This is a genomic window from Pseudomonas sp. DWP3-1-3b3, from assembly GCF_049896305.1.
GTDB lineage: Bacteria > Pseudomonadota > Gammaproteobacteria > Pseudomonadales > Pseudomonadaceae > Aquipseudomonas > Aquipseudomonas azotoformans_A.
Window position 1 is genome coordinate 285,570 of the sequence record NZ_JAFCUA010000005.1, and the last position, 13,289, is coordinate 298,858.

Consider the following 13,289-nt stretch of genomic DNA (forward strand, 5'->3'; position numbering starts at 1 on the left):
GCCCGAGGGGCTCAACGGTGACGAGCATTCAACGAGCTTGTTGATGTGCGTGAGGTAGTCGGGCGCGTGTGGCGAGAACCACCAGCACGGCACCGAGCCCAAGAAAAAACATCAAGGCGGCGAGAACGCTCGGGGCCAGCCCAATCGAGTCCACCAGCAGCCCAAGCGGAATGGGCACTGCGTTGAACAGGTAGATGGTCATATAGAAATACGCCACCAACTTGGCATGGCAGTTGGCGGGTGCCAGTTGATTGATCAGCCGCGCACTGCCGACAAAGATGGCGCCATAGGCATAGCCGCCGATCACCAGGGCCAGTGCAGCGAGCGTCAGCGAAGGAATCGAGAATGCCGTCAGCAAGAGCAGGAAGGCTGCACACTGGACGAGCAGCCCTGAACGCAGCGCATGCGCCGCCTCCAGGCGTTTGCAATATAGCTGGCTGGCTCCTGCAATCAGCAGGTAAACGGCCATGCTGTAGCCAAACACTCCGCGATCACTCAGGCCCAGCTGTTGTTCGGCAGCGCCGGGGCCGATCACGAAGACGCAGGCCGTGAACGACCAGCTAAAAAACACTGACCAAGCACACAAGTGGAAAGGCCGACCAATACCCCGCAAACCTTCGCGTAACGACGACTGTTGGTGGTGCACAAGAGTGTTAGCCTGGATCGCGTGGCGCGGCCAGAGCAGCAATACGCCGACGGCGGCGGCAGTCACCAATGCCATGATCAACCAGAAGGGCAGGCTGGCCGGGTACAGGTTCAGTTGCAACGCGGCACCGCTAAGCACCGGGCCGAGGGCCAGTCCGATGATCATCGCTAACGTGGCCAGCGTCGCCGCCAGCTTGCCGTTGTCGAGCGGGCCGAACCTGACGAGCGTCACGTTCACAGCGGTGGTCATGATTCCCGCACCCAGCCCCGAAATAACGCGCGCGGCGCACAGGGCCCACAGCGAATCACATGCAGCACACAGCCAGGCGCCGATCAGCACCAGTGCAATGGCTGGCAGCAGCAGAAAACGCTGGTCTTTGACATGCCCGGCGATGCGCGCCAGGGTCATCAAAGCCAGCAAAACACCGGCACCGTAGGCGCCGAATATGTACGTCAAGTCCACGGAATTGAGCCGCAGGTGGTCTTGGTAAAACGGGTAAAGCGGTGTGGGTGCGCTGCTGTTCATGAGCGCTGCGGTCAGCGACAGCGCAAGAAAAAACAACAGGCCTTTGGAGCCGTGTTTAGTGATATCGACGGACATGAGTCTCCCAGCCCAGCGCTCAGGGCTTTTGCCGAGTGGATGTTTGCCAGAGGGATGTAGAAGGGTTTTCGAGGGATTTGCCCCTCGGCACATGATACGGGTCAGAGCGATGGGCACCATGCCCGAAACCCCAGGCTTCATTCGTCATCGTCCAGGGTTTGCGCCAGCGGTGATCGGCAAATCTGCGGCAGCGCTTCGATAGCTGGACGATCGCAAAGCTTTTTTGGAGGCCTAGCTATTAACTGGCAGAGGTATTGCTTCTAAGCTGGATTGATCCATTTGATCCAGCAGAAGGGTACGAATATGAGAAGGCTGCACAAGAAAGTCGCATCGGTGACTGGAGCATCGAAGGGCATCGGTGCGGCGATTGCCAAGCAACTGGCCAAGGACGGCGCCACAGTCATCGTAAACTATGCGCATAGTCGCGAAGATGCCGACCATGTGGTCGTCGAAATTCTTCAGACGGGTGCCAGGGCTTATGCGGTACAAGCTGATGTTTCGAACAGTGTCGACGTGAAAACATTGTTCAAGACAATCGCACATGAGCATGGGCATTTGGATATTCTAGTCAATAATGCCGGCGTCTATGCTACTGGCCCACTGGCCGAGATCAACGAGCAAGAGTTTCACCGCCAGTTCAATCTCAACGTACTGGGGCTAATCCAATGCACACAGGCGGCGGTCAAGGTGTTCAACCCAGAGGGCGGGAGCATTATCAATATCAGCTCCTGCGTCACCTCATTCACTCCCGCCAACTCGACGATATATACCGCGTCCAAGGGCGCCGTGGATGCCATTACCAAGACCCTTGCCAATGAGTTAGGGCCGAAGAATATTCGCGTCAATTCCGTAAATCCAGGTCTGGTCGTAACCGAGGGCGTGCGCGCGAGCGGTTTTTTCGAGGATGCCTTTCGTCAGCAAATTGAAGCGATTACCCCGTTGGGCCGAATAGGCAAGCCCGATGACATTGCTCCTGCAGTTGCCTTCCTGGCTTCGTCGGATGCCGGATGGATCACCGGCGAGATGCTCCTAATCAGCGGCGGTTTGCACTAGTTCTGACTGGCGTGAGTGCGTAGGTAGTGGCGAGGCGACTGCGACATGACGCGTTTGAAAGCAGTACTGAATGCGCTCTCTGACTCATAGCCTAATGAAAAAGCGATGGTGGAAACCGAATCATCGGTGTTTCTCAGTCGGTCGCTGGCCAGCAACATGCGCCAGTAAGTCAGGTACTCCATCGGTGCCGCGCCAACCACTTGCTTGAAGCGCAACGCGAAGGCAGAGCGTGACATGGAGGAAAGCTGAGCCATCTCCTGGACGCTCCAGCGATGGGCTGGGGCGGCGTGTACAGCGCTGAGGGCTATGCAGAGGTTCCGGTCTGCCAAGCCGTAAAACCAACCGATGCCAGTGCTGTCTAGGGTCGCCAGATGGGTGCGCAGGACTTCGACCAGCATCAGGTGCGCCAAGTGCTCATTCATCAGCGACCGGCCGGGACGCTTCTGGTGCAGCTCCGAAGTGAACCGCTCCAGCGCCCAGCGCAGAAGCGATGCCTGTGGGTCATTGGCTTGAACGTGAACCAATGAGGGCAGGCTACTCAGCAACAACTGGGTGGGGACACCGCTGAAGTCAAAGCGACCGCCGACTAGCTGTATGTCGTCGCCACCATAATGCAGAGCCAGTTCGTCCGCGGCGAGGGTTTGAAAGTGACCGTCGGAGTTCATCACCGGTTGGGAAATTTCGCTGTAAAGCGAAAAAGGCATGCCGCGGGTCATGAGAAAACAATCGCCCTGGTGCAGACGTTGCGGCTGATGTTCGCCATCCACTCGTAACCAGCAACTGCCCTTGACTACCGCGGTGAACTTGATGCCTTCGCGCTTGGGAAAAGTGAATGCCCAATCGCCGCCCAAGGAGAGTGTGGCTGAGTGGTAATTGCGGATTCTCAACAATGAAAGAACGTCGGACAGTGGATCCATGTAATACCTGACTGGACGGGAAATAAAGTAATTGTGAGTTTACAACAGAGATTATCTGAATTTCATCTTTGAATATGAGGTATCCCATGCAAGTTAATTTTGATAAGTCTTATGGCCCGCTGATTAACGGCGTGTATGAAACTAACGATAAAACCCGCTCATTTGCAGCGGCCGACCCTGCCACAGGCATGCACCTGGCCTATATCCGATATTGCGATGCCACGGATGTCGACCGAGCGGTCAACGCGGCGCATGCGGCGTTTCCAGCATGGCGAGCGCTAGGTCAGCAAGTGCGCGCACGCCTAGTTAATCTGCTGGCGGACGAAATCGAAGCGCACAGCGAACGGCTGGCGATGATCGATGCCCTTGATGTGGGGCGTTGCATCAGCGAAGTGCGAAAGGACTACCTGACAGCCGTCCGGCACTACCGTTATTTCGCCTCTGTTATCATGGCCCATGAAGACACTGGTCGTGCAATCGACGGCGGTTATGCTATCGCCAAGCGTGAGCCGCTGGGGGTATGCGGGCAGATCATTCCCTGGAATGCGCCGGCGATCATGGCTGCGTTCAAGCTTGCACCGGCATTAGTGGCGGGTAACACGATCGTGTTGAAGCCGGATGAGAATGCCTCCCTGTCGACGCTTGAACTGGGTAAGTTGATCAACAAGATTTTCCCCTCCGGAGTTGTGAACATGGTGACGGGGCTGGGAGAAGTCGCGGGCGCGGCACTGAGTGAACATCCTCTGGTTGCCAAGTTGTCGTTCACCGGAAGCACCGAGGTAGGCCGGATGGTAGCGGGTGTTGCCGCCAGGCGTCTCATACCGTCGACCCTTGAGTTAGGCGGCAAGAGCGCCAATATCGTGTTCCCTGATATCGACGATATTGACGCAGTGGTCGATAACGCGACGTTCGCTGCGATTCATAACAATGGGCAATCCTGTCTGGCCGGTACTCGACTGTTTGTGCACGCGGACATTGCCGAAGTGTTCAAGCAGAAATTGATCGCATCCTTCAACCGGGTTGTCGTGGGCTCGCCATTGGAAGAAAACTCTCGCGTCAGTTGTTTGATCAGTGAGCGTCAGGGTAAGCGAGTACTGGACTACATTAATCTAGGCATTCAGGAGGGGGCCGAACTGTTGGCCGGGGGCGACAGGGCTCAGGTGCCTGGTTGTGAGCATGGTTACTTTATCCAGCCGACCTTATTGCTTGCGCATAATAAAATGCGCATTTGCCAGGAAGAAATCTTTGGCCCGGTTCTGTCTCTGATCATCTGGGATGATTATGAGACGATGATCGCCGAGGCCAATGATAACGAGTACGGTCTGGCGTCTGGTATCTATACCAGCAACCTCAAGCACGCCATGGAAACCGCTGGGCGCCTGGAGGCCGGGTCTGTATGGATCAATCGTTACTCAAACATCACTGATGGCACTGCATTTGGCGGCTACAAGAACAGCGGGATTGGTCGCGAGTTTTGTCGCGAAACCCTCAATGCCTATTCCCAGATCAAGACCGTTACCGTCCAGTCTGAAGTGCCCACAACATGGTTTGCACCGCGCTAAACGAGCACAAAAGACAATCGTCTGCTCTTGAACGGAACAGACGATTTTTTTAGTTTTTGGAAGATTCCCAAGTCGAGCCTCGGCGGCAGAAGGGGCGGCGTACACGTGCCATCATTTGAACTGTAGTGCACTAACTTCGTAGGAGTAACATCAGGGCAAACGATCTCAAAACTAGACTTAACGCACATTCTTCACTCGATATTGGTAAGTTAGAACATGCGTTTACGAGACTTCGGTATCCAATCGGAGCTTGCACCCTGGAAGCATTCAGCGTGATCAGCGATCTACTTAGTTTACGTGTTGATCATCATACGCTCGCAAGTGGCCGATAGCTAAACTCTATATGAGCCCACGCGCGGAGCTTTAAGGGTTATGAATGCTTATGGAATTGAGAAGGCACTGGCCGGGAGAGTGATTCTGTAACAGAGTTTGGTGATGTTGGCGTCTCTAGCCTTGGCTTAATTTTTTGAAAAGAAAGTCAAAAACAAAACGCATGCGCATTGGATAGGGAGTTTGATGTGTATGATAGATATTTACCGGCCACGGGGGCAGGGCATTATCATGCAGAACGGATATCAGCATCACCTGATGCGATGTGCTGTTCAACCAAATACCCTGCCAGTTGGCCGAAGCCTAAACCGGCAAGCACTGCTTTACGTTCTATATCGGGAGTGTCGGTGACAAAAGCGGCGGGTTTTGGATAAAAATAGCGTTTTTGACTAAACGTCCAGGGCCAATAGCGTCCGGTTTTACGATTAAGCAGCGCCACGATCGGCAGGCGGGCAAGTACATCAATGTTGTCAGGCGGCGGCATTTGTTCAAGTAGCTTTGGTGAGGCAACCAGATGGAAAGGCATGGTTGTGGGCTGGCGAACGATGCATCTTTGGTCATGCAAAAAGTCTATGCGTATACCGATATCGATTTTTCATTGACCAAGTCGCTGTGTATATTTGATAGATGGAATTCGATGGTGATCGCGGGATATAGCTGTGCAAACTCCGCCAATATCGAAATAATTATTTCGCTGCCATAAGTGTGTGGCGCCGTGATGCGTACAACGCCGTTTAAATCTTCCGTTTTATTCCATTTTTCCTGAAATAGCCTGTTCAGCTGTTCCATGGCTATTTTGGACTGTTCAAAAAAAAAGAGGCCAAAATCCGAAATTTGTACGCTTCTTGTGCTGCGGTAAAATAACTGCTCCCCGAGATATAATTCTAACTCTTTGATGGCTCTTGTGACTTTTTGCGGGGAAATGCCGAGCCTGGCAGCAGTGTGTCTAAAGTTCATCTCCTCTGCGGCACAGCAGAAAATACGCAATGCTTCTTGTCTATTTTTCACTATCGCCTCTTTTATTCAGGAAAAATGAATCGGCTGCATCGCCTGGCCTGCGCTCATCCTTCGATCCAGGTTTCTTGCGGTTGGGATGACCAGGCCCTGGAGTTCTTCGCCTGGGGCGCTCGCAGTTGTGTATGCGCTGGCTCCAACTTCATTCCTCGCGAACACGTTGCGCTGTATGAGGCCTGCGTGATTGAAAAGGACTTCGACAAAGGCCGCCGCATCATGTCGGCCCTGTTGCCGTTGATGGACTTCCTCGAAGGCGGCAAGTTTGTGCAATCGATCAAGCATGGCAGTGAGCTGATTGGCTTGCGTGCCGGTGGTGTCCGCGCGCCATTGCAGGCGTTGGAGGAATCCGAGAAGCAGGCGCTGAAGGCGGTGATCCAAACGCTTAAACAAAACGTTGCGCACATTGTGGGAGGTGCTTGAAATGGCCGATTTGCTGAGTAAAGAAGCCTACCGCGAACTGGTCGGCAAGCTTGAGTTTCGCACTCAGGCGTTCATTGACGGCCAGTTTTGCAGCGCGAAGTCGGGTCGCACGTTCACCACGACCAACCCGGCTACCGGTGATGTGCTGGCCGAAATTTCTGCCTGTGATGCCCAGGACGTAGACGCGGCGGTGGCCGCTGCCAAGGCGGCATTTGACGATGCACGCTGGCAGGGTCTTTCACCTGCGGCGCGTAAAAGCGTGCTGCTGCGTTTTGCCCAGTTGTTGGAAGACAACTCGCATGAACTGGCGGTACTTGAAAGCCTGGACAGCGGCAAACCCATCCGCGAGTGCCAGAACGTTGATGTACCAGAGACGATCCACACCCTGCGTTGGCACGCCGAACTGATCGACAAGATCTACGACGTGACCATGGTGGTACGCGAGCCTATCGGCGTGGTCGGTCTGGTGCTGCCGTGGAATTTCCCGCTGTTGATGCTCGCCTGGAAAATCGGCCCGTCGTAGGCCGCAGGTTGTTCGATCGTGGTCAAGCCGGCAAAGGAAACCACCCTGAGCGCGCTGCGGGTTGCTGAGTTGGCCTACCAAGCTGGCGTTCCCGCCGGCGTGTTCAACGTGGTGCCTGGTGGTGGCAAGGAGGCTGGCGAGCCGTTGGGACGGCATGGCGATGTAGCTATGGTCAGCTTCACCGGCTCGACCGACACGGGGCGGATTTTCCTCAAGTACTCCAGCGAGTCGAACCTTAAGCGCATCGTGCTGGAGTGCGGCGGCAAAAACCCTGCGGTGGTGATGAATGACGCCGAGGATATCGACCAGGTAGCGCAACACGTCGTGAACGGCGCTTTTTGGAACATGGGCGAAAACTGCTCGGCGTCTTCGCGCCTGCTCGTTCAGACCGACATCAAGGACGCGTTGCTTGAACGCATCCAGGTGCACCTCAAAGACTGGAAAATGGGCGATCCACTGGACCCGGACAATCGCTTGGGTTCGATGATCAGCAAAGCGCATTTTGAGAAGGTGCGGTCCTACATCGAGCATGCCAAGGACGAAAAACTGACTGTCGTGGCGGGCGGCAACACCGCTGACAATATCTTCGTAGAACCGACCATCCTGGACGGAGTAGGGCGTAGCAGTCGCCTGTTCCAAGAGGAAATCTTCGGCCCTGTGCTGAGTGTCACCACCTTCGAGCCCCTCGATGAAGCCATCGAATTGGCCAACGATACGGCCTACGGTTTGGCAGCGTCGGCGTATACCGGCAACCTGCGTAATGCCTTGAAACTTTCACGCGGCATTCGCGCCGGTATCGTCACAGTGAACTGCTCGGCGAGGGGGACGCGTCCAACCCTTTCGGCGGTTACAAGGAATCGGGTTTTTGAGGGCGGGACAAATCCATCTGGGCGCATGATCAGTACACTGAGCTGAAAACCATTTGGATCGATGCGAGCTGAGTTGTTGCCGATTGCGGTAGCGCCTGTGTCGTCCCAGTCCCAAGGGTTGGGGCGACGTTATCAGGCGCACATCTAAAGTGCCTAGTGCATTTCACTTTGCGGTGCAGGCTCGCCGCTCAGTGCATCCACCATGGGAGGATGCTCCTGTGCTGCCTGGCGCAAGTCTTCGGTCACCCGCAGTTCGGCACCGGTTGGCGAGAAGGTTGCCGCTGCCGCAAACGGCGCAGGGTTGGCCGGCACAGGGCGTTTGCCACGTCGCCACAGGAAGAAAGTAACCATGCACAGGTTGACCATCGCAAATACCCAGAACAGTCCGTTTGCACCGAACGAATTCATCACCGGCGAGATCATCATCGGGCTGATTGCCGAGCCCAGCGAGTTGATCAGCAGCAGCCCCTGGATCATCGGCACCAGCGCTTCGGCAGGGGCGCGGTCGGCGGCGTGGCTGACGGCAACCGGGTAAAGCGCGAACACTGCGCCGCCAAGCAGGAACAGCAGCGCGGCAAGCATCATCGAAGACAATGGCAGCAGTACGATCAGCAGCGACAAGGCGGTGCATGCGATTGCCAAAATGGTCAGCACCTGCAAGCGATCCTTGTGATCGGACCAGCGCCCAACCGGGTATTGCAGAAGCATGGCGCCGAGGATTGTCCAGGCCATCATGCTGCCGACTTCGCCGACATTCAGACCGGCTCGTTGCAGGTACAGCGGCAGCAGCGTGTAAATCGCCGCGATGGTGACACCGGAGCCGAAACATCCGACCAGCCCGGTCGGCGTCACGCCCAGCAGCTGCCGTGGCTTGAGGGGTTCGACCTGGTCCAGAATCGGCGACACCCGTGGCAGGATCACAATCGGCAGCACCGACAGGGAAGCGAGCATGCCGGCGACCATGAACGGTGCGCTGTCGCTCAAGCCGGTGATTTTCCCCAGCGCCGCCTGGCCCAGCACGCCCGCGCCATACAAAACGATCATGTACAGCGCAAGCAAGCGCCCGCGAATCTTTGCGTCACCGGCCAACAACAGCCAGCTTTCGATCACCAGAAACACGCCAACCGTGGCCCAGCCGTTGATCAAACGCAGTGCGAACCAGCCCCAGGTGTCGTAGAACAACCCTTGCAGCAGGATGGTCACCGCGATCAATGAGGCAAAGCTGCCGTAGGCGCGGATATGGCCGATGCGCAGAATGAGCCGGTCATTGAAGACGGCGCCCAGCGTCAGGCCGATGAAGTAGGCCGATGAAACGATCCCGATCATCGTGGCTGACGCGCCTGCTGCGTCGAGCCGAAGGGTGGTCAGGGAAGAGAGAAAGCCGTTGCCCAGGGCAACAATAAACAGCCCAAGCAAGGGCGCCAGCGCCATGGCCAGCAAACGCGGAGACATAAAAACCTCGGGTAAAAGACGAGCGCAACGTGCGCCTCTGCGCCTGCTATATCCAAGCCAATGCAAGAGAGCGCGGGATTCTACGGCTTGTAGTTTTTTTTCCAATAGCAGCCTGCTGCGACGTTTGGACGCAGGCGGGGCAGTCTTCAAGACATAACCACAGCGCATCGTTTGCACCGTGAAAATGTCACTTTATGTGCGCTGTTTTGCTCGGTAGTCTGCGCGGTCGAGTTGCGGTTTGGGTGCAGGGGCACGATGCAGATCAGAAGTGAGCAGGCGGCCACTGCGTGTGGTTTGATGGCTATTGTTTTATGGAGCACCGCCGCCGGATTGATCAGGGGAGTCAACGAACAGTTTGGTCCACTGGGCGGCGGCGCGATGATTTACTCGTTGGGGGCCATGTTGTTGCTGGTCTTTCTTGGACGCCCACGCCTTCGCTCGACACCAAAACTCTATCTCGTGCTCGGCAGTGCATTGTTTGTCGCTTATGAGGTGTGTCTGTCCCTGGCCCTGGGTTTTGCCAGTGACCGGCATCAAGCCATTGAACTGGGTGTGGTGAATTATCTTTGGCCATGCCTGACCGTGGTGCTGGCGATTTTCATGAATGGTCAAAAGACTCGCTGGTTCATCATTCCAGGCTCTGCGCTCGCACTATTCGGCATCTTGTGGGTGGTCAGCGGGGAGGGTTTATCACTTACAGGGATCGTTAGGAATGTGCAGTCCAATCCGCTGAGTTATATCCTTGCGTTGGCCTGTGCGATTACATTTTCCTTGTATTGCAACGTCACGCGCCGCTATGCGGGCGGACAGAATCTAGTGGTGCTGTTTTTTGTGTTGACCTCCGGCGTGCTGTGGCTGAAGTGGTTGGCAAGCAACGAGCAGATCCCGGCATTCTCTTGGGCAAACACTCTGGAACTATTGGCTGCTGGAATCGCTATGGCGGGCGGCTACGCGTTGTGGAATATCGGCATACTGCGCGGAAGTCTGACACTGCTGGCCACTGCGTCGTACTCTGCCCCGATATTGTCCTCGGCGTTCGCTGCCTTGTGGCTGGGTGTCAGTTTGCAGGCACAGTTCTGGCAGGGTGCCATTATGGTGACCATAGGTTCGCTGCTTTGCTGGCAGGCGACTCGAGTGAACGCTACTCTTTAGCCGACACCTATAAGCGTGAGTAGCGGCGTTACTGTGGGAACTTGAATCGCCCCCGATTCTCTAGACGCCTTTTGAGAGTCATCCGCAGTCTAGGTAAATTAAACTATCGAAGTCGCGATTAGACTTTGGCCTGAAAAACCATTCGTTAAGATTGGCAAAAAATAAAGTCAACGCCGATCAGGCGGTCAAAAAAGCCAAATTCAAAGGGTGAACAACTTATTTTTTCCAGTACCGATCCACGGTTGACCGGCTCACCCCCAGTTTGCGGACAATCATGTATTTAGGGACGGCGTCTGCCTGTAATTTTAGAATTGCCTCACGGGTGTCAGCAGCGCGCTTGCCTCGAACCCCTCGCAAGGCATCCTGATACACGGCACTGCTTAGTTTCCCTGTAGCGATATGATGCTTGAGTTGAAGATCGCTATGTGCCAGGTACTCGTCTAAATTCTGGCCTGAGAGACGTGCTTCCACCGCGAACAGGACCAAGCTTTGAGAAATGCCCAAGAACTCGCTCAATGACCTAAATTTGACTACCGTAAGCGCCAGGCGGCCCTGTTCGATCTTGGCGAGATGGTCTCGATTCAATACGTCAGAGCAATCTTCACGGCTTAGCCCCTGGGCAACGCGAATCTCCCTGAGGATTTGCCCCAAAGTTTGAAGATAATCCATCTCTCATCCACACGAACTGAAAGGAAATGATCAGGCCATGCTTTGACTCGCCATATCGTGGGGGTATAAAATGTATTGGTAATGCATGGAGCCTGTCCTATCACGGGGCTGCTGGCGGCCTTTGTGAGGTATGCGTAGTGTCAATTCCTCTTGGCGATTGGTTTCTTAACGGCCGCGCCGGCTTCCTAGCGAACCTGGCTCCTTTCCTATGGTGTACCTAGTGATATACGTTCTAGATCCAGCCAACCGAACGGTGCGCGCGTCGACTCATTGCGAAATCGACGGCCCTTGCTTTCTTGCGACGCTAACTTATCTCCATACAGGCGCACAGGACCGCGCTGCAATCATTGAATGCGCTTACGAACTTCGGTACTACCTTCAGGTTGCTGAGGATGTAGCCATTGAGCAAGTGCAGATGCTTTGCCCACCCGCCATGACGGGAAGGCGCGGCTGGAACTTGGAAAAACTATTGAGTATCGTTTTCTTCCAGGGGGTCGAAATCGATCAAACCGCAGTCGTTTATCAGACCTCTGAAGGGTCCTACAAACTCGGCGAGTTGGACCTCCGAAGAAAGAAGACATCTGAACGATGGTTCTCAGAGGAGCAACTCAGCTCACTCGACCCGCAGATATCTAACTGCGATTTTGGGCTGAAGGGTCATCAGCTATATGCGGCTCTTCAAGCAAGATACGGTCTGGATCAACCATCGTCCCGCTACATTCATCCATAAGAGTCGCAATCCATGCTCAATTAATCGGTGAAAGCTATTCCGGATGTCGACAACTGATTAATTCGGGGGGAGGGGGCAATTCAGTATTAACTGGTGTTCACTTGCGAAGTATGCCCGCCCGGCAGAGCCGAGGTGGTAGGGCTCATTTCCCAACAGACCTGGCCGTCCATTATCGTTGCTCGCTGAAAGCAGTTACCGTTCTGAAGGAAGCATTTGATATTGTGTAATCGGCACCGTCTTTGCGGAGCGACTTACCGCCGTCTCGACCAATCTCTCGTATCTCATACTTCGGGAAAAATATGAAAGGAAAACGTAAGCTTAAAAGCGCCAAGTGGCTCTTGATGATTCAACTTCAGATCGAGTCTCGTCGAAGATATGCAAAACTATCAACAAATTCTGCCAACAGATTCCTGGACTCTGTCTCGCCTTTTGTAATGCAAAGCGAACCTTGTGGAGGACTTGCCGGTCGGGCTTGCCAAAGGGCAACTAAAGCAATTATCAACCAATAACTCCGCTCTAGGGTGCCGAGTCCCATGTTCAATTCAAACTTTACAGGTCTTCCCGCACCGACGGGCGATGCACAGAGGCCTGTCGGTCAGTTATTCGTTGCCAAGTGGAGCCCACATGATGAAGAAGACAAAACAGAATTATCCCGCTAGCTTCGAGCGCTCCCGCCCGCCTGAGAGCATCAACAGGGAGCGTTCTCACCCTACAGCCTGCTCCGCTGGCCGTGGATGACCAACTTCGAAATGCGTATACGGTATTACACGCATTCTTGTTTGCTGATATGGATCTAGTCATCCATGGTGAATGCCACATATCTCAGCGCTCGCCGCATCCAAGACAATTCGCAGGTCAGTTTGCATCACCTCTTTCGGCTGCTTTCCACCGAGGTAGGAATTAGAGGAGCCGAACCAGAAAGCCATCCCCCAAGCATCTTTGCGTGTCGCCAATATATCAATAACTGCCTTAAGTGCTAGGAATGGCCGGTAGTTGCCGCAAGCATCAAGAGCATAGGCGGGAAAGTACTCGACGCCTTCGTAAACAACGGCGAAAATTCGACCTTCACACCGCAAGATATTAAGGTTAGCTTTCAATTCATCAACTGTCTGGATCGTCAACTGACTCAATTTTTCAGCTGTTAGCCAATCCCCGGACGACATAATCCGTCGCTTGCCTTCGTCAGCGAGTATAGCGATTCTCAAAGTGGAGTCCATTAGTGTATTCCTCTCATAGCACCCAGCTAAATTGTAGTCCACAAGCTTTTTCTCGAAGTCCATCACATGTGCTCTAGGGAACGAAGGAGGCTGCTTCAGGCTAAGATTTTAGCTGGCCGGCTAAATTAACTAATG

General features: G+C 54.6%; 10 protein-coding genes and 2 pseudogenes. 5 read left to right on the plus strand and 7 right to left on the minus strand.

Annotation, left to right across the window (positions count from 1 at the left end):
• Positions 1-28: 28 nt before the first annotated feature.
• Positions 29-1,246, minus strand: coding sequence for an MFS transporter (locus ACP7BX_RS17525; protein WP_426128934.1), 1,218 nt, complete (start codon positions 1,244-1,246; stop codon positions 29-31).
• A 303-nt stretch (positions 1,247-1,549) separates the two neighbouring features.
• On the opposite strand from ACP7BX_RS17525, the gene ACP7BX_RS17530 reads away from it, so the two are divergent.
• On the plus strand, positions 1,550-2,299 hold the full coding sequence (locus ACP7BX_RS17530; RefSeq protein ID WP_426129126.1) for an SDR family NAD(P)-dependent oxidoreductase: 750 nt from the start codon (positions 1,550-1,552) through the stop codon (positions 2,297-2,299).
• Here the strand turns inward: ACP7BX_RS17530 and ACP7BX_RS17535 are convergent.
• Positions 2,296-3,216, minus strand: a complete 921-nt coding sequence (locus ACP7BX_RS17535) for an AraC family transcriptional regulator (RefSeq protein ID WP_426128932.1) — start codon at positions 3,214-3,216, stop codon at positions 2,296-2,298. The two genes, ACP7BX_RS17530 and ACP7BX_RS17535, sit on opposite strands and share 4 nt — an antisense overlap.
• Positions 3,217-3,302: 86 nt before the next feature.
• Here ACP7BX_RS17535 and ACP7BX_RS17540 point away from each other — a divergent pair, with 86 nt between their 5' ends.
• Positions 3,303-4,778 (plus strand): aldehyde dehydrogenase family protein, encoded by a 1,476-nt coding sequence (locus ACP7BX_RS17540; protein ID WP_426128930.1) that lies wholly within the window; start codon positions 3,303-3,305, stop codon positions 4,776-4,778.
• Positions 4,779-5,337: 559 nt separating this feature from the next.
• On the opposite strand, the gene ACP7BX_RS17545 is transcribed toward ACP7BX_RS17540, so the two are convergent.
• A complete protein-coding gene (locus ACP7BX_RS17545) occupies positions 5,338-5,673 on the minus strand; it encodes a LysR substrate-binding domain-containing protein (RefSeq protein WP_426128928.1) in 336 nt (111 codons plus the stop codon).
• Between the two features lie 5 nt (positions 5,674-5,678).
• A complete protein-coding gene (locus ACP7BX_RS17550) occupies positions 5,679-6,116 on the minus strand; it encodes a LysR family transcriptional regulator (RefSeq protein ID WP_426128926.1) in 438 nt (145 codons plus the stop codon).
• Between the two features lie 15 nt (positions 6,117-6,131).
• Here ACP7BX_RS17550 and ACP7BX_RS17555 point away from each other — a divergent pair.
• Both ACP7BX_RS17555 and ACP7BX_RS17560 read left to right on the plus strand, forming a co-directional pair.
• Positions 6,132-6,542 (plus strand): annotated as a pseudogene (locus ACP7BX_RS17555) (dihydrodipicolinate synthase family protein); the annotation flags it as partial.
• Between the two features lies 1 nt (position 6,543).
• Positions 6,544-8,006: pseudogene (locus tag ACP7BX_RS17560) on the plus strand (aldehyde dehydrogenase).
• Positions 8,007-8,087: 81 nt separating this feature from the next.
• Here the strand turns inward: ACP7BX_RS17560 and ACP7BX_RS17565 are convergent.
• Positions 8,088-9,554, minus strand: a complete 1,467-nt coding sequence (locus tag ACP7BX_RS17565) for an MFS transporter (protein WP_426128925.1) — start codon at positions 9,552-9,554, stop codon at positions 8,088-8,090.
• Positions 9,555-9,641: 87 nt separating this feature from the next.
• Between ACP7BX_RS17565 and yddG the strand changes: the two genes are divergently transcribed.
• Positions 9,642-10,538, plus strand: a complete 897-nt coding sequence (gene yddG, locus ACP7BX_RS17570) for an aromatic amino acid DMT transporter YddG (protein WP_426128923.1) — start codon at positions 9,642-9,644, stop codon at positions 10,536-10,538.
• Between the two features lie 216 nt (positions 10,539-10,754).
• Here yddG and ACP7BX_RS17575 read toward each other — a convergent pair whose 3' ends face one another.
• Positions 10,755-11,207, minus strand: coding sequence for a Fis family transcriptional regulator (locus ACP7BX_RS17575; protein ID WP_426128921.1), 453 nt, complete (start codon positions 11,205-11,207; stop codon positions 10,755-10,757).
• Positions 11,208-12,734: 1,527 nt separating this feature from the next.
• Positions 12,735-13,154, minus strand: coding sequence for a hypothetical protein (locus tag ACP7BX_RS17580; RefSeq protein WP_426128919.1), 420 nt, complete (start codon positions 13,152-13,154; stop codon positions 12,735-12,737).
• Positions 13,155-13,289 lie beyond the last annotated feature (135 nt).